Raw genomic sequence first — 15,881 nt, 5'->3', positions numbered from 1 at the left:
GCCCCCTCCCGGGCGTTCCGGGCCGCCCGGGACACCGGCTGAGGGCCTACCGGTAGAGGCCGGACATGCGGGCGGCGGCCTCGGCGACCATCGCCCGCAGTTCCGGCGGGCCGAGCACCTCGGCCTCCGGCCCGAACCGCAGCACCTGCGAGTAGGCCACCGGCAGCGACTCCACCGCCAGCCGCACGGTCCCGTCGGGCTCCATCGAGGCCAGCGCGTCGTCGAGCGCGGCCGGATCGGCGATGTGGCGCAACATCCGCCGGCCGTGCTCGCTGAGCCGCAGCGTGATCACCTCACGCAGCAGCGACCGGGTGAACTCGGCCGCCTGCCCAGCCCAGAAGGCCGCCAGGTCGAAGCCGGGATCGCGGTCGAAGGGCTCGTCCAGGACCGCGACCTCCTCGAACCGGGGCACCCGGAAGATCAGCAGCCGGTCCTTCAGCCGTGCGGCCAGGTACCACACGCCCGCCTTGAGCACCAGCCCGTACGGGTCCAGTGTGCGCAGGCAGCCCTTGTAGACGGCGGCGACGCGGCGGTCGTTCCACACGGCCCTGGCCAGTGGCGCCAGCGCGGCCGGCGGCGGGGAGTCGCCGGCGAACCAGCCGGGCGCGTCCAGGTGGAAGCGCTGCGCCGCGGTCGCCGGCGCGTCGCGCAGGGCGGGGGAGAGCGCGGCGGCGGCCTTCAGCCTGGCGGTGGCCGCCACCTCCTGCAGCCCCATCTCGCGCAGCGCCGCCGGCACCCCCGACAGGAACAGCGCCTCGGCCTCGGTCCTGTCCAGCCCGGTCAACCGGGTCCTGTAGCCGTCGAGCAGCCGGTAGCCGCCGCCCCTGCCGCGGTCGGCGTACACGGGAACACCCGCCTCGGCCAGCGCCAGGACGTCGCGGTGCACCGTGCGTTCCGAGACCTCCAGCTCTCCGGCCAGCTCGGCCGCCGTCATCCCGCCCCGGCCCTGCAGCAGCAGGACCAGTGACATCAGCCTCGAAGCTCGCACATCGGCAAGACTACGGCCGACGGCAGGCCGGGCGTGTGGTGGACCTCGACGTCGGCCGGCACCATCGCGCCGTCCGCGCCGAGCGGGTCGCCGGTGCCGGGGTTGCGGGCGATCGTCGGGTACGCCCCGGCCGCCACGTGCACCCTGATCCGGTGGTCGCGCCCGAATCGGTGCGCCATCGGCCACAGGTCCACCTCCACCCGCCGCACGTCGTCCGCGGAGGGGCCCAGGCGGCGCACGCCCTCGCACACGTTGAACGAGCGCCCGTCCGGCCACACGTCGCACACCCGCACGACCACGTCCACGTAGGGGGTGCTGGAGCGCACGAACAGCTCCGCGCGTACCGGGCCGATCATCTCCACCTCCGACTCCAGCGCGGCCGAGCTGTAGACCAGCACGTCGCGGCGCTGCTCCAGCCGCCGCTGATCCCTCGGCCTGGAGTCGCCGAGCAGGACGGGCCCGCCGAGCACCGGCGTCGGATGCGCGGGGTGGTAGCGGAAGCGGTCGGGCGCGGACGCGGCCGGCCCCTCGACCCCCAGCCCGAACCCGTCCCGCAGGTGCCAGCGTTGCTCCCGTACCCCCGGCACCGGCCAGTCCGGGTAGTCACGCCACTCCTCGGCCCCCGTCACATACAGCCGGACCGGGTCGGGCCGCAGCAGGGAGAAGTCGCCCAGCAGGTGCGCGCGGAACCAGGCGCTCGCCTCGGCCATGGTGGGCCGGCCGTGCCGGGAGTCGATGTGGTACCAGGGCCCGATCGTCAGGTATGGCCGCCGGCCCGCCGCCCGCAGCGCCGCGTAGTCCTTGAGCTGCCAGGGAAGGAACACGTCGTACCAGCCGCCCAGCATGTTCACCGCCGCCTCCACTTCGCCGACCTTCGGGGAGAAGTCCCGCTTGTCCCAGTACGGGACGGACGGGTCGGAGTGGTGGGCGATCAGATCCTGGTAGAAGGGCAGCGGCCGCCCGGCCGAGGCCAGGTCCAGCTCGCCCACGGGCCGGCCCGACAGGACCGCCCTGCGGGTGAGCCTGGGGGCGGTCAGCCCCGCGGTGCCGCCGAAGCGGCGCGACATGCGCTCGGTGAGCGTGGTCCAGCTCAGCGCCGACTCCAGCGCGAACGCGCCGCCCACGTAGGCCGCGTCCCTGAACTGGGAGGCGGTGATCTGCGTGGCCATGGCCTTCAGCTCCGGCCCCGCGTAGGGGGCGATGGCCCACTGCGTGTAGCCCAGGTAGGACGGGCCGAACATCGCGAACGAGCCGCCGTACCAGGGCTGCTCGCGCAGCCAGGCGACGGTGGCCAGCCCGTCCTCGTGCTCGTCGCCGAGCGGGTCCAGCAGGCCGCCGGAGCCGAAACCGCCCCGGCAGCTCTGGATCACGACGTGGAAGCCCTGCCGGGCGAAGCCTCGGCCGTAGTACCAGCCGAACAGGCCGCGCCGGCCGTAGGGGGAGCGCATCAGGATGACGGGCGCCCGCTCGCCGCCGGCCGGGGCGTAGTGGTCGGCCAGCAGCGTCACGCCGTCGGGCATCGGCACGGGAAGGTCCCGCTGGAGCCGCACGCGTCTCATGTACTACCCAGTACCAGATGATCCGGGTATGGGGTAGACCGGGGGTGTTTGTAGGTATTTGAGCGGCCCTGTGAAAAGGACGGAGCCCGCCCCGAGGGGACGGGCTCCGTGATCACTTACGGTGTCGCCTTGTCGGGACGCTCCGAGACGCGCAGAGCGTTGACGATCGTGGCGCCCTGCCGGGTGGCGAAGCGCACGTTGAGCTGGCCGTCGGTCACCTTCACCGTGTACTGCCTGCTCACGGCCGTGAACGTGCCCGCCTCCAGCGCCAGGTCCAGCGCCGGGATGGCCAGTTGCCCCTCGACCAGCACGTCGAAGACCCGCTTGCCCATCTGCGTGCTCTTCAGGTCGGCGAAGTCCAGCTCGACGGTGTACGTGCCGTTGGGCACGTTGTCGAAGCGGTACTCCAGCATGCCCTCCCTGGCCGTCCTGAACAGCGCCTGATCAGTGGTGCCGCTGATGGTCTTGGACGTGCTCTGCGTCTTGTTCTGGCCGGCCACGTAGCCGTAGGACCCGGTGGCGTACTTCTTGTCCGGGCTCCAGGTGTCACCGGCGCTGTCGACGAGGCTCTTCGTGGCGCCCGCGTCGACGGCCACCTGCACCTTCGGCACCACGACCGTCACCTTGACCTCGATGGTCGGCTGTCGCCCGCTGGCCGACTTGACCAGCACCTTGCCCTCGCGGAACGTGCCCGGCGCCACGCCGGCGCTGGAGAGCGTGACCTGCAGCGTCACCGCCTGCCCCTTGGCGAGCTGGCCCGCCGTCGGCGTCACGGCCGCCCACGGCTCCCCGGTCACCGTGTAGGGCGTCGGCGCGCCCAGGTTGGTGAGCTGGAGCGTGCGCTTACGGGTCGACTCGCCGGGCATCACCACGGTCAGCTCGTCCGTCGAAGCGCTCACCCGGCCCGTGACCAGAGCCGTGTCGATCCGCGTCACCGTGGTGGGCGCGATCGTGACGGTCTTGGTGAAGGTGCCGTAGTGCTCCTTGGAGACCACGACCTCGTAGTCGCCCGCCAGCACCTGCCCGTAGAAGGCGCCGTCCTCGCCGGTCGTGAACGTGGCCACCTCGCCGATCTTCACGCTCGCCCCGGCCAGCGGCTTGCCGTCGTTGACATCGGTGACCGTGCCGGTGACCAGGCCGTGCCTGCTGGCCGTGAACGCCAGGCTCTGCCCGTTGGACAGCGCCGCCTCCTCGTAGGAGTACTGCAGCGCGTCGGTGCCCGTCGCGTTCTCGATGCCGATCGTGGCGCTGCTGCCCTGCTCACGCTCGCTGTCGACGTCCTTGTAGCGGAAGGCGATCGAGCCGTCCTCGCCCAGCAGCGCCTCGAACGAGATCCGCTGGTCGGCGGCGTTGTAGAAGCCGACGTTGCGCCACTCGACGACGAACACCCGGTGCGGCGCCGTGCCCGTCACCCCCGTGTACACCCCGGCCTGGGCGTCCACGGTCAGGTCGTCCCAGTACGGGTAGAGCGCGTTGTTCGGCGTGGCCGTGCTCGGCAGCCGCCCGTTGCTGGCGGTCGTGATCCGGTCCGCGGCGAAGGTGAGGAACCCGTTCGTGCCGACCCACGCCCTGCTCTGGCCCGTGCCGTAGAACGGCACCGGGAACGGCAGGTTCACCTGAACGGCCTCGTCGTCGCCCGACAGGGCCAGCTTGTCGGTGCCCGCCACGTACGCCTGCCCGTCGCTCTTGCAGGTGTAGCCGAAGTTGTCGCCGCGCAGCGGCAACTCGACGTCCTTGACGATGTTCCCGGCCACCGTGAGCGCCGACGTGGCGCCGCTCGAACAGCGCGAGGACGGCGTGACCTTGAGCTGGTAGTCGCCGTGCGGCAGCGTCAGGCTGTAGCGGCCGGCGGCGTCGGTGACCGCGCCGGCCGGCGTGCCGACGGCCTCCACCGACGCGCCCGCCTCCGGGGTGCCCGCCGTGGTGATCGTGCCCGTCACCACGGCCGAGGGCTGCCTGGTCAGGGAAAGGTCCGCGGTCGCCGTCTGGTCCGCGGTGATCGTCGCGGTGGCGGTGGCCGTCTGGTAGCCGAACTTCGCCACGCTGATCTGGTACTCGCCGGGCAGCAGGCGCGCGACGGCGTAGCGGCCGTCCGCGCCGGTCGTGATCGTGCGGCTCAGCGGCCCCGACAGGGTGAGCGTGGCCCCGGACACCGGCTCGCCGCCCGAGGTGACCGTGCCAGACAGGTCGCCCAGCCCCTCGTCGGGAGCGGCCTGGACGGCGGCGAAGGTGTCCAGCCGGCCCTCGCCCCAGACGTTGTTGTCGGTCGCGGTGCCGCCGCAACTGGTGTCGTCGACGTCGATCGCCGTGGAGTCGAGCAGCGGCCGGGTGGCCTCCACCTCGTTCTGCAGGCCGGGCGAACCCGACCAGATCAGCGCCACCGTGGCGGCGACGTGCGGCGAGGCCATCGACGTGCCGGTGTAGCTGGCGTAGGTGTTGCCCGGCGTCGAGGAGCGCACGTTGACGGCGGGCGCGGAGATGTTCGGCTTGGTCTCGCCGCCCTCGCCCTCACCCTTGCTGGACCGGTTGTACAGCGCGTTGTTGACGTCGAAGCCGCCCGCCGCGTAGCTGATCACGTACTGGCCGGGCGAGCCCGCGGTGTCGCAGGCCGGGCCCTCGTTGCCGATGGCGAACGCGGGGAAGATCCCGGCCGCCACCCACGCCTCGACCGTCGGCTTGTACCAGGGGTCGAACCCGTCGCCGCCCCAGGAGTTGTTGACGATGTCGGGCGCCAGGTCAGGGCGCGGGTTCTGGCCGTTCAGGTCGGTCGGGGCCAGGATCCACTGCCCGGCCGCCAGCAGGGAGGCGTCGGTGCAGGTGTTGAGCTCGCAGCCCTTGGCGGCGATCCACTTCGCGCCCGGCGCGACGCCGATCCCGTTCGCGCCGGCCATGGTGCCCATCACGTGCGTGCCGTGGCCGTTGTTGTCGCACGGCGCGTCGGTCGGGCAGACCCCGGCCGGGTCGAACCAGTTGTAGTCGTGGCTGTAGGAGCCGTCCTGGTTCCTGCCCCGGTAACTGGCGGCCAGATCGGGGTGGTCGAACTGGGCGCCGGAGTCGATGTGGGCGATCACGATGCCCTCGCCGCGGTTGCCCAGCTCGCTCCACACGCGCGGGGCGCCCACCCGGTCGATGTTCCACTCCACCGCGTTGGTCTTGTTCTCGGCCTTGCCGACGATGGGCTTGGGCAGCGTCAGGGTACGGACCGGCTCGATGCTCTCGACCTCGGGCAGAGCGGCGATCTCGGCCGCCAGCTTCTCACCGGCGGTCACCCGCATCGCGTTGACGATCCAGTAGGAGGTGTAGTCGGCCTGGTGGGAGTCGAGCAGCTTGCGCAGGCCCGCCTGGGAGGAGTCGGCCTGCGCGGTCTTGGCCTCGAAGACCAGCTCGGCCTTGTCGTCCTTGGTGACGGCCCGGCGGGCGCGGCTCAGGTCGGCGGCGCCCTTCATCCGGACCCAGAATGTGGCCTTGTCGTCCCGCGCGAGTTGCGCCTGAACGGTCGAGTCGATCTTCACAGGGTCGGGCGCCGCGTGGGCGGCGGCCTGGGGGACCAATAAGCCTGCGATCGTGACGATTCCCGTCAGGATCGCACGCCAGCGGAGGGTGTTCGGCACGCGCCTCTCCTTCGAGACAAAAGGCGATCTTTACGCCTCTGTCGAGAAGGGTGAAGAGATCTTGTGGGGAAAGCAAGAGTTGAGGCGAAATGTAACGTGGCGTGCGGAAATGTAATCTGGTCAGAGAAACTGCCGTCGGGCGTTCGCCCGCCGTCCGCCGGGCGGACGGCGGGCCGGGACGGCGCTAGGCCGGCCGGTAGCCGAACTGCCGCATGATGGCCAGGAAGTACGCCTTGATGGCCGGGGCGCCCTCGTCATCGGGGTGGGAACCGAGATGGTTGATCACCGCGGCGGTCAGCATCTCCTGCACCACGTCCAGATCGCGCTCGGCGGGCAGCAGCCCCTCCTCGCGCGTGCGGACCAGCATCTGGCGCACCACCGTCGCCCGCAGGCCGCCGTTGACCTCGTGGTAGGTCTTCATCAGCTCGGGGTAGTCGTCCACGCTGCCGTACAGCCGGCGCAGCAGACGGCGGTTGCGCGTCACGGCCAGGTGCGCGGCCCAGTCGTCGAACATGTGGTCGATGTCCCGCCAGCCGGTGAAGTCGGGATCGTGGTCGTGGTTGATCCACTCCAGAGCCCGTACGAGCAGCGCGGTCTTGTCGGCGAACCTGCGGTAGACCGTCGCCCTGGTCACCCCGGCCCGCCTGGCGACCTGCTCGATGCTCGTCTGCCCCGCACCGTTCTCGATGAGCAGGTCGAGGGCGGCGGAGAGGATGGCCGTGTCGGCCTCCTGGCTGCGCGGCCGGCCCGCAGGGCGCGGTGTGCTGGTCTTCATGCGTTTCGCGTCACCATCTTGTCGAAGAGCCGGTCCGGCAGGAGTCTATTGAGCCGCAGCAGCGCCTTGGCCAGGTAGCCGACCGCGTAACGCGGTTTCGGGTCGCGTGCCTCCACGATCCGCCGCACCGCCCTGGCCACCACGAGCGGGTCGGACGCCTTGGCGCCCGGCTCGAACGACTGCTCGGCCCTGCGCGCGGAGAACTCCGCGAGCTTGGCGTACGGCCCGCTTCCCGAGTACTCGCGCACCTGGCGCGGCATGTCCGACTCGAACCCCGTCCTGATGATCCCCGGCTGCACGACCACCACGCGCACGCCGAACGGCCCCATCTCCTGCCGGAGCGTGTCGGAGAAGGCCTCCATGGCGTGCTTGGAGGCGTAGTACCAGGCGCCCAGCGGCAGCGCGATCTCCCCGCCGATCGAGGAGATGTTCACGATCGCGCCCGCGTGCCGTTCGCGCATGTGCGGCAGCACGAGCTGGGTGAGCCGGGCTGGGCCGAACAGGTTGACCTCGAACACCTCACGCGCCCGCGCGATCGGCACCTCCTCGGTGGCGCCGTGCACGGCGGTGCCGGCGTTGTTCACCAGCACGTCGATGCGCCCCTGCTCGGCGACGACCGTCGCGACGACGCGCTCGAGGTCGCGCTCGCTGGTGACGTCCATGCCGAGCGCGTGCCCGCCGGCCGTGCGCAGGACCTCCATCTTCTCCACGCGGCGGGCCACGCCGTACACGGTGTGGCCGGCGCGCAGCAGTTCCAGCGCGATGGCCTGGCCGATTCCCGACGACGCGCCCGTGACGAGGCAGACCCTGCCCGTCATTTCAGGGCCCGTCATGTCACGGCCCGTCATTTCGCCTCCCAGGTGACCGGGAGGCGGTGCACGCCGTAGATCAGCATGTCGGTACGGAGCGGCACCTCGGCCGGGTCGACGGCCAGCCGCAGCGACGGGAATCTGGCCAACAGCGCCGGATAGCCCGCCTGCATCTCCACTCTGGCCAGTTGCTGGCCGAGGCACTGGTGCACGCCGTGGCCGAAGCCCACGTGGCCGCCGGCGGCCCGCAGCAGGTCCAGCCGGTCGGGGTCGGGGAAACGGCCGGGGTCGCGGTTGGCCGCGGGCAGGTGGATGGTGACCGTCTGCCCGGCCTTGACCAGCTCGCCGCCGAGCTCGACGTCCTCCAGCGCGCTGCGGACCAGGAAGGGGATGACGCTGAGGTAGCGCAGCAGCTCCTCGACCGCCTGAGCGGCCCTGCCGGGCTCGGAGCGCAGCACGGCGAGCTGTCCGGGGTGCCGCAGCAGCAGGAACGTGCCCAGCGCGAGCATGTTGGCGGTGGTGTCCAGGCCCGCGCCCAGCAGCATGAAGCCGATGTTGGCCAGTTCCTCGTCGGTGAGGTCGCTCTTGGTCAGCCCGCTCAGCATGTCGTCGGTGGGGTCGGCCCGCTTGGCCTGGACGAGCTGCGTCATGTGCGCCTGCATCGCCATGTAGGCGGAGATCTTCTCCTCCTGCGGGACGTCGGCGCGCATGAGGGTGGTGGCCTGGGCCCTGAAGCGTTCGCGCTCCTCCTGCGGCACGCCGAGCAACTCGCAGATCACCACGGCCGGGATCGGCGCGGCGAACGCCTCGACCAGGTCCGCCGGCGGGCCCTGCCGTTCCATGGCGTCCAGGTACTCCTCGGTGATCCGCTCGATGCGCTCGGTGAGCAGGCGCATCCTGCGCACGGTGAATTCGCCGGTGAGCAGGTGGCGGTAGCGCGTGTGGTCGGGCGGGTCCATCGACAGGAACATCCCGGGAGGCGCGGGCCGGCCGGCCTGGCGGTTGTCCGCGATGGGGATGTGGCGCAGCTCGGAGCGGGCGCTGAAGCGGCGGTCGGCCAGCACCTCGCGCACCAGCTCATGGCTGGTCACCAGCCAGCCCCGGTGGCCGTCGGGGTAGGCGAGCGGGGCGATGGGCCGGCTCTCACGCAGTCCGGCCAGGTCGCAGGGCGGGTCGAAGGGCGTCGGGCGCCTGGTGGGCAGCGTGATCGCCTCGGTTTCTGCCATCTCGGGTCTCCTCTCGACCGATGCGTACAAAAATACAGTACAGCTCTGTATTGTAAGTCGCCACCCGGGGCGGGCCAAGGCCGCGCCGCCGGACGGGCGGGTCGCGTTGCGCGATCATGGTCGGGCGGATAATCTGTCTGCATGCGAAATCGCGCTCAGCTCCAGTGGTGGCGCCGCTCCTAGGCGGCGCGTGTTTTCGCATTTCCCGATAACGGCCGCCCCGATGGCGGCCTTTCGTATGTCCGCCCCCGGGGCTTGTTCATGTGACGTGGTAAGGGGCAGCAAGTGGAGACGAGCGGATATACCACCGCCGGGGGCATCAGCGTCGAGCTCGAGACCAGGCACGTCGACGAGGCGGCGCTCGAAGAGATCGTGACGGCCCTCGGCGAACGCCGCGGCGGCGCCTTCTCCTCGGGCATGGACTACCCGGGCCGCTACAGCCGATGGGCCTTCGGCTACGTCGATCCATGCCTGGAACTGGTCGCCAAGGGGCGTACCATCTCCGCCACCGCCCTCAACGCGCGCGGCAGGGTCGTGCTGCCCGCCGTCGCCTCCTGCCTGCTCGCCGCCGGCAAACCGGTCACCGAGCCGACCCCCGACCGCGTCGAGGTACACGTGCCGGAGTCGGAGGAGATGCTGCCGGAGGAGATGCGCAGCCGCAGGCCCACCGTCTTCACCGCGATCCGCGAGGTCATCGCCGCCTTCCGCGGCGAAGACCCCCACCTGGGGCTCTACGGGGCCTTCGGCTACGACCTGGCCTTCCAGTTCGAGCCCATCAGGCAGGAACTCGTCCGCCCCGACGACCAGCGCGACCTCGTGCTGCACCTGCCCGACCGGATCGTCGTGATCGACCGGCAGCGCGAGAGCAGCGTCGAATACCGCTACGAGTTCACCGTCGACGGCGCCACCACCCGCGGCCTGGAAAGGACCGGCGCCGCCGCCCCGCCCGCCGCCCCCGGAACGCTGCCGCCCAACCCGGAAAGAGGCGAGTACGCCAAGGTCGTGGCCGCCGCCAAGGAGCGCTTCAAGCGCGGCGACCTGTTCGAGGTCGTGCCCGGCCAGGTCTTCCACGCCACCTGCACCGACCCGTCCGCCTTCTACCGGGGCCTGCGCCAGAGCAACCCGGCCCCCTACGAGTTCATCATCAGCCTCGGTGAGGGCGAGCACCTGGTCGGCGCCTCGCCCGAGATGTACGTCCGGGTCAGCGGCGACCGCGTCGAGACCTGCCCCATCTCCGGCACCATCGCCCGCGGCAGCAACCCGGTCGAGGACGCCGAGGCCATCCGCACCCTCCTGTCGAGCATCAAGGAGGAGTCGGAGCTGACCATGTGCACCGACGTCGACCGCAACGACAAGTCGCGCATCTGCGTGCCCGGCACCGTCAAGGTCATCGGCCGCCGCCAGATCGAGCTCTACTCCCGGCTCATCCACACCGTCGACCACATCGAGGGCCGGCTGCGCCCCGAGTTCGACGCGCTCGACGCCTTCCTGACCCACATGTGGGCCGTCACGGTCACCGGCGCGCCCAAGACCTGGGCGATGCAGTTCATCGAGGACCACGAGGCCACCACCCGCCGCTGGTACGGCGGCGCCATCGGCTTCATCGGCTTCGACGGCTCCATGAACACCGGCCTGACGCTGCGCACCGCCCAGATCAAGAACAGCGTCGCGACGGTCAGGGCCGGGGCCACGCTGCTGTTCGACTCCGACCCCGAGGCCGAAGAGCGCGAAACCGAACTCAAGGCCAGCGCCCTGCTCGGCGCCCTGGCCGCCGTCAACCGGCCGGACACCATGCCGGTCCCCGAGCCCAGGCCGCAGCCGGGCAAGGGCATGAAGGTGCTGCTCGTCGACCACGAAGACTCCTTCGTCAACACCCTGGCCGACTACTTCCGCCAGGAAGGCGCCGACGTGGTGACGCTGCGCCACGGCTTCCCGACCCACATGATCGACGACATCGCGCCCGACCTCGTGGTGCTCTCGCCCGGCCCCGGCTGGCCGACCGACTTCGGCATGGCGGCGCTGATCGGCGAGATCTACGCCCGCGACCTGCCGGTGTTCGGCGTCTGCCTGGGCCTGCAGGCCATGGTCGAGCACGCCGGCGGCACACTGGAGCTGCTCGACTACCCCGAGCACGGCAAACGCGGCCAGGTCTCGCGCCTGGGCGACAGCGCGCTGCTCGAAGGGCTGCCCGAGGTGTTCACCGCCGCCCGCTACCACTCGCTGCACGCCAAGCGGCCCGGCGTCGTCGGCTTCACGCCGACGGCGCTCACCCCCGACGGCAACGTCATGGCCATCGAGGACGTCGAGCGGCGGCGCTTCGCCGTGCAGTTCCACCCGGAGTCGATCCTGACGCAGGAAGGCAGTGCGGGCGCGAAGGTCATCGCGAACGTGCTGCGGCTGTCACGCAGGTAGGGCCGGGTCCGTACGAAGATCGGGTCTGCCGAAGGCAAAACCCCCTCGGGGCGCGCGGAGCTCCCCCTAGAGTCTCCGCATGCTCCCCGTAGACCTGCCCGGCACGGTGCGTGAGGCGCTGCTGGCCCCGCTCGTCGACCACCACTGCCACGGGGTGCGGCGAGACGACCTGAGCAGAGCGGAGTTCGAGCTGCTCATCGGCGGCGAGGACGGCAGCCCCTCGCCGCCCGGCACCACCCACTTCGACACGCCCTTCGGCGCGGCCGTGCGCCGCTGGTGCGCGCCGCTGCTCGACCTGGAGCCGCACGCGCCGCCCGCCGTCTACCTCGCCCGCCGGGCCGAGCTGGGCGCGGCCGAGGTCAACCGGCGGCTGCTGGCGGGGGCGGGCGTGGTGGCCTTCCTGGTCGACGCGGCCGCCGGGGACATCGAGTTGCTGTCGGCCGCCGAGATGGGCCGCCACGGCGGCGCGGCCGCCGACGAGCTCGTCCGCATCGAGGAGATCGAACGCGACGTGGCCGAGCTGTCCGAGGCCGCCATCGACTACCTCGACAGCCTCGGCGAGGAGTTGTCCGCCAGGGCCGCCAGAGCGGTCGGGCTCAAGACCGTCGTGGGGTCGCTGTTCGGCCTCGACTTCGACCCTTCCCGGCCGGCCACGGGCTCGGTTCTCGCCGCGGCCAACCGCCGCCTGGCCGACCCCAAGGAGCCGCTGACCGACCCGGTGCTGCTGCGGCACCTGCTCTGGAGCGCGATCGACGTGGCCAGGGAACGCGGGCTGCCCGTGCAGTTCCACACCGGGCTCGGCGGCTCCGCCCTCGACCCGCACCGGGCCGATCCGGCGCGGCTGGGAGCCTTCGTCAGGAGGCTGCAGCCGCTCGGGGTGCCGGTGATCCTGCTGCACTGCTACCCCTACCACCGCCAGGCCGCCTTTCTGGCCTCGGTGCACCCGCACGTGTACGTGGACGTCGGGCTCGCCCTCCCGCACACCGCCGCCGGCTCGGCCCGCGTCATGGACGAACTGCTGGAGCTGGCGCCCTTCCACAAGCAGCTCTTCAGCTCGGGATGCCACGGGGTGGCGGAGTCGGCCTACCTGGGGGCGCTGTACTACCGGCGGGCGCTGGGGACGGTCCTGCGGGGGCGGCTCGGCGCGGGGGAGTGGAGTTCCACCGACGCCGTCCGGATCGCCCACATGATCGGCTCAGGAAACGCCCGCCGCATCTACCGCCTCTGACATCCTCCGACCGCGCCGCTTCCGCCGGGGCCCGCCCACCGCTGCTGACCGGCCCCGGCGCCCGCCGCACCCGGCGGCGGGCGCCGGATCGCGCGGACCCGCGATGTGGTTTGCTTGGGGCCGTCACATCACCCAATCCGAGCGGGGGCTGCTCATGCGCACTGTCGAACCCGAGGTCTTCATCGTCTCCCGGCCGGCGCTCGACTACGACGAGCTGGCCCGCTACCTCAGCGAGGTCGGCGGCGAGAGCTGGCTTGAGCGGCTGGACCGCGGTGACCTCGACGCGCAGAACCTCGCCGAGTTCGCGGGCCGGCTCTGCTACCGCTCGTTCGAGCCGGGTCTCAACCCCAACGTGGTGCGCATCAGGGACAACCAGGACGATTACCTTCGCAACATCCTGGCCAGCGCGCACGGCTCGGTCCTCGAACACCTCAACTTCAGCTTCGTGCTGCACAACGTCAGCCGCGTCCTGACGCACGAGCTGGTGCGCCACCGGCCCGGCGTGGCCATCTCCCAGGAGTCGATGCGGTTCGTGCGGCTGGAGGAGCTGCCGTTCTGGTTCCCCGAGTGGGCGCGCGAGGACCCCGAGCTGATGAAGCGCGCCACGGCCATGCTGGAGCAGCTGGAGCAGTTCCAGCTCTGGATGGCCGATCACTTCGGGCTGGACGAGGAAGGCGTGAAGTTCGCCGAGAAGAAGCACCGCACCTCGTTCATGCGCAGGTTCGCGCCCGAGGGCGTGGCGACCGGCCTGGTGTGGACGGCCAACGTGCGCACGCTGCGGCACACCATCGAGGCCCGCACCGCCGCCGGCGCGGAGGAGGAGATCCGCCTGCTGTTCCAGCGGATCGGCGAGCTCATGCGCAAGGAGGCGCCCGCCCTCTTCGGCGACTACGTCGTCGAGGACGGGGCCTGGGTTCCGGGCTGGCGCAAGGTCTAGGCGAGCGCGGGCAGGACGTAGACTTCTGCGCCCGGCGGCAGCGCGCAGTCGAGGCCGCCGAAGGCCCGGGCGTTCTCCCCGCACACGATCATGCTGATGTGGCGGCGGATGCGCCCGTAGTCGTCGCGCAGCCGTTCCTCCAGCCGGGGATGCGTGCGGCGCAGCATGTCGAGGGCCGAGCCCAGCGTGGGCGGGGAGTCGCGGTCGGCGCCGACGGCGAAGACCTTGACCTCCGTCCGCCCGCTCACCCACCGCCGCAGCGAGCTGGGCAGCACGAACACGACCATCATCACGGGTCTGGCCATCGACTAGAGCACCGCCGCGCGCACGCTGAGCACGTCGGGCAGGTGCCGGCCGACCAGCGACCACCTCTGGCCGTCGTCACGCGAGCAGTGGACCTCGCCGTCGCGGGTGCCGAAGAACAGGCCCGCCTCCGAGGCGGTCATCGCATCGCGCAGCACGGCGGCGTGCACGGGCGCCTCGGGCAGGCCCTCGGAGAACGGCTGCCAGGTGGCGCCCGCGTCGTCGCTGCGGAAGACGCGGTAGCGGTGGCCGACGGGCGTGCGGTCGATGTCGGCCGTCAGCGGCAGCACGTAGACCGTGTCCGGCCTGGAGGGGTGTGCCACGATCGGGAACCCGAAGTCGGACGGCAGCGAGGCGCCGATGTCCTGCCAGCTCCCGCCGAAGTCGTCGCTGCGGTAGACGCCGAAGTGGTGCTGCAGGTAGAGCCGCTCGGGCCGGGCCGCGGCCATCGTGACCTTGTGCACGCACTGCCCGAACTCGGGGTATTGCTGCCCCTCGGGCAGGAACGGGGCCCGGATGTTGCTGTTGGCGGCCTCCCAGGACAGGCCGCCGTCGCTCGAGCGGTAGAAGCCGCCCGTGGAGATCGCCACCCCCAGGACGCCGGGGTCGGTGGGGTGGTTGACGATCGTGTGCAGGCACAGGCCGCCGCCGCCCGGCTGCCAGAGGGGCCGGTGCGGGTGCTCCCACAGCCCTTCGACGAGGCGGTAGGTGACGCCGCGGTCTTCGGAGCGGAACAGCGCGCCCGGCTCGACGCCCGCCCACACCACCTCGGGCTCGGACGGCGAAGGGAGGAGCTGCCAGACCTTGGCGAGGGTGGCCTCGGTCTTCTCGGGGAAGGCGATCGGCGCTCGCTCCGCCTCGCCCCAGGTCTGCCCGAGGTCGTCGGAGTACATGACGGACGGACCGAAATGGCCGTACTCGATGCCGGCCAGCAGCCGCGGCGTGGCGCCGCGCGTGTCGATGGCCACCGACGGCACCGCGACCGTGGAGAACTGGATCGGCTCGATCTCGAACGGGCCGCCGTCCGTCGAACGGGCGAGGAACAGGCCCTTGCGGGTGCCGATCGCGAGCACTGAGTCACTCATAGCATCGCTCCCAAGTTCGCTTGCGGCCATCGTGCCACGCAGGCACGACACTTTCCGAAGACTGGGAGATTCCCACCCGCCTGCCCTTTATGAGGTCCCATTACCTGAGGAGTAATCGTGACACTTCCCTCCGGACGCTAGCGTTGCCGGCATGGGAGCCGTCGCCATACGTGAAGAGTCCTTCGGTGAGTTGCTGCGCTCGTGGCGGCAGCGGCGCCGGGTGAGCCAGCTCGACCTCGCGATCGAGGCCGACGTTTCGGCCCGCCATATCAGCTTTCTGGAGACCGGGCGGGCCCGGCCGAGCCGTGAGATGGTGATGAAACTGGCCGAGGAACTCGGGGTGCCGTTGCGGCACCGCAACAGGTTGCTGGTGTCGGCGGGGTTCGCCCCCATCTACCCCGAACGCGAGGTTCGCGCGCCCGAGATGCAGGTCGTCCGCCAGGCTCTCGACAAGATCCTGGCCGGGCACGAACCCTATCCGGCGCTCGTGGTGGACGCGGTGTGGAACCTGGTGGCGGCCAACTCGGCGGCGGCGATGTTCATGGACGGCGTGCCGGCCGAGCTGCTCAAGGAGCCGATCAACGTGATGCGGCTGTCGCTGCACCCGGAGGCGATGGGCGGGCGGCTGATCAACCTGGCCGAGGTCCGCGCCCACCTGCTGCACCAGCTCCGCAGGCAGGCCGAGGTGTCAGGGGACGGGCGGCTGGCCGAGCTCCACGACGAGCTGGCCTCCTACACCTACCCGGGGGTGGATCTGAACGTGGCCCACGTGCCGGGACCCGCCGACATCCTGGTGCCGCTGCGGATCGCGGCCGGCGATCGGGTGTTGTCGATGTTCACCACGATCGCGACCTTCGGGACGCCGGTGGATGTGACGCTGTCCGAGCTGGCCATCGAGACCTTCTGGCCCAACGACGAAGAAACCGCAGCCGCCTTCCGCTAATGACC

General features: G+C 71.2%; 12 protein-coding genes. 4 read left to right on the top strand and 8 right to left on the bottom strand.

The genetic code is table 11. From position 1 onward, the window contains the following. Nucleotides 1-46: 46 nt before the first annotated feature. From ACFOY2_RS07755 to ACFOY2_RS07730, 6 genes are all read right to left on the bottom strand, one after another. On the bottom strand, nt 47-988 hold the full coding sequence (locus ACFOY2_RS07755; protein ID WP_379527239.1) for a helix-turn-helix transcriptional regulator: 942 nt from the start codon (nt 986-988) through the stop codon (nt 47-49). After that, on the bottom strand, nt 970-2,547 hold the full coding sequence (locus tag ACFOY2_RS07750; protein WP_379527238.1) for a CocE/NonD family hydrolase: 1,578 nt from the start codon (nt 2,545-2,547) through the stop codon (nt 970-972). Before ACFOY2_RS07750 ends, ACFOY2_RS07755 begins: the two co-directional genes overlap by 19 nt. A gap of 116 nt (nt 2,548-2,663) precedes the next feature. Continuing rightward, on the bottom strand, nt 2,664-6,158 hold the full coding sequence (locus ACFOY2_RS07745) for a S8 family serine peptidase (RefSeq protein ID WP_379527237.1): 3,495 nt from the start codon (nt 6,156-6,158) through the stop codon (nt 2,664-2,666). 184 nt (nt 6,159-6,342) lie between these two features. Next, nucleotides 6,343-6,933 carry a TetR/AcrR family transcriptional regulator gene (locus ACFOY2_RS07740; protein WP_379527236.1) on the bottom strand — a complete coding sequence of 197 codons (591 nt, stop codon included), beginning with the start codon at nt 6,931-6,933 and terminating at the stop codon, nt 6,343-6,345. Next, nucleotides 6,930-7,781 (bottom strand): oxidoreductase, encoded by an 852-nt coding sequence (locus tag ACFOY2_RS07735; protein WP_379527235.1) that lies wholly within the window; start codon nt 7,779-7,781, stop codon nt 6,930-6,932. The genes ACFOY2_RS07740 and ACFOY2_RS07735 overlap by 4 nt, the downstream gene beginning before the upstream one ends. Further along, nucleotides 7,778-8,968, bottom strand: coding sequence for a cytochrome P450 (locus tag ACFOY2_RS07730; protein ID WP_379527234.1), 1,191 nt, complete (start codon nt 8,966-8,968; stop codon nt 7,778-7,780). Before ACFOY2_RS07730 ends, ACFOY2_RS07735 begins: the two co-directional genes overlap by 4 nt. 285 nt (nt 8,969-9,253) lie before the next feature. Here ACFOY2_RS07730 and ACFOY2_RS07725 point away from each other — a divergent pair, with 285 nt between their 5' ends. The 3 genes from ACFOY2_RS07725 to thyX all read left to right on the top strand — a co-directional run bounded on the left by ACFOY2_RS07725 (nt 9,254) and on the right by thyX (nt 13,545). After that, the gene (locus ACFOY2_RS07725; protein WP_379527233.1) at nt 9,254-11,380 is read left to right on the top strand and encodes an anthranilate synthase component I; all 2,127 of its coding nucleotides are present in this window, start codon (nt 9,254-9,256) and stop codon (nt 11,378-11,380) included. Nucleotides 11,381-11,459: 79 nt separating this feature from the next. Next, a complete protein-coding gene (locus ACFOY2_RS07720; RefSeq protein WP_379527232.1) occupies nt 11,460-12,608 on the top strand; it encodes an amidohydrolase family protein in 1,149 nt (382 codons plus the stop codon). 154 nt (nt 12,609-12,762) lie between these two features. Beyond that, on the top strand, nt 12,763-13,545 hold the full coding sequence (thyX, locus tag ACFOY2_RS07715; protein ID WP_379527231.1) for an FAD-dependent thymidylate synthase: 783 nt from the start codon (nt 12,763-12,765) through the stop codon (nt 13,543-13,545). Here thyX and ACFOY2_RS07710 read toward each other — a convergent pair. Together ACFOY2_RS07710 and ACFOY2_RS07705 are read right to left on the bottom strand one after the other, a co-directional pair. Beyond that, nucleotides 13,542-13,850, bottom strand: coding sequence for a molybdopterin synthase sulfur carrier subunit (locus tag ACFOY2_RS07710; protein ID WP_357821571.1), 309 nt, complete (start codon nt 13,848-13,850; stop codon nt 13,542-13,544). The genes thyX and ACFOY2_RS07710 overlap by 4 nt on opposite strands. A 3-nt stretch (nt 13,851-13,853) precedes the next feature. Beyond that, the gene (locus ACFOY2_RS07705; protein ID WP_379527230.1) at nt 13,854-14,933 is read right to left on the bottom strand and encodes a WD40/YVTN/BNR-like repeat-containing protein; all 1,080 of its coding nucleotides are present in this window, start codon (nt 14,931-14,933) and stop codon (nt 13,854-13,856) included. 151 nt (nt 14,934-15,084) lie between these two features. On the opposite strand from ACFOY2_RS07705, the gene ACFOY2_RS07700 reads away from it, so the two are divergent. Next, on the top strand, nt 15,085-15,876 hold the full coding sequence (locus ACFOY2_RS07700; protein ID WP_379527229.1) for a helix-turn-helix domain-containing protein: 792 nt from the start codon (nt 15,085-15,087) through the stop codon (nt 15,874-15,876). Nucleotides 15,877-15,881 lie beyond the last annotated feature (5 nt).

This window comes from Nonomuraea purpurea (genome assembly GCF_042650645.1).
Classification (GTDB): domain Bacteria; phylum Actinomycetota; class Actinomycetes; order Streptosporangiales; family Streptosporangiaceae; genus Nonomuraea; species Nonomuraea purpurea.
This window is presented reverse-complemented; position numbering and strand designations above follow the sequence as displayed.

What these genes read in the sequence shown, in the direction of transcription:
- ACFOY2_RS07750 (WP_379527238.1), bottom strand. Translation starts at nt 2,547, where the DNA reads ATGAGACGCGTGCGGCTCCAGCGGGACCTTCCCGTGCCGATGCCCGAC.
- ACFOY2_RS07740 (WP_379527236.1), bottom strand. Translation starts at nt 6,933, where the DNA reads ATGAAGACCAGCACACCGCGCCCTGCGGGCCGGCCGCGCAGCCAGGAG.
- ACFOY2_RS07735 (WP_379527235.1), bottom strand. Translation starts at nt 7,781, where the DNA reads ATGACGGGCCGTGACATGACGGGCCCTGAAATGACGGGCAGGGTCTGC.
- ACFOY2_RS07730 (WP_379527234.1), bottom strand. Translation starts at nt 8,968, where the DNA reads ATGGCAGAAACCGAGGCGATCACGCTGCCCACCAGGCGCCCGACGCCC.
- ACFOY2_RS07720 (WP_379527232.1), top strand. Translation starts at nt 11,460, where the DNA reads ATGCTCCCCGTAGACCTGCCCGGCACGGTGCGTGAGGCGCTGCTGGCC.
- thyX (WP_379527231.1), top strand. Translation starts at nt 12,763, where the DNA reads ATGCGCACTGTCGAACCCGAGGTCTTCATCGTCTCCCGGCCGGCGCTC.
- ACFOY2_RS07710 (WP_357821571.1), bottom strand. Translation starts at nt 13,850, where the DNA reads ATGGCCAGACCCGTGATGATGGTCGTGTTCGTGCTGCCCAGCTCGCTG.
- ACFOY2_RS07705 (WP_379527230.1), bottom strand. Translation starts at nt 14,933, where the DNA reads ATGAGTGACTCAGTGCTCGCGATCGGCACCCGCAAGGGCCTGTTCCTC.
- ACFOY2_RS07700 (WP_379527229.1), top strand. Translation starts at nt 15,085, where the DNA reads ATGGGAGCCGTCGCCATACGTGAAGAGTCCTTCGGTGAGTTGCTGCGC.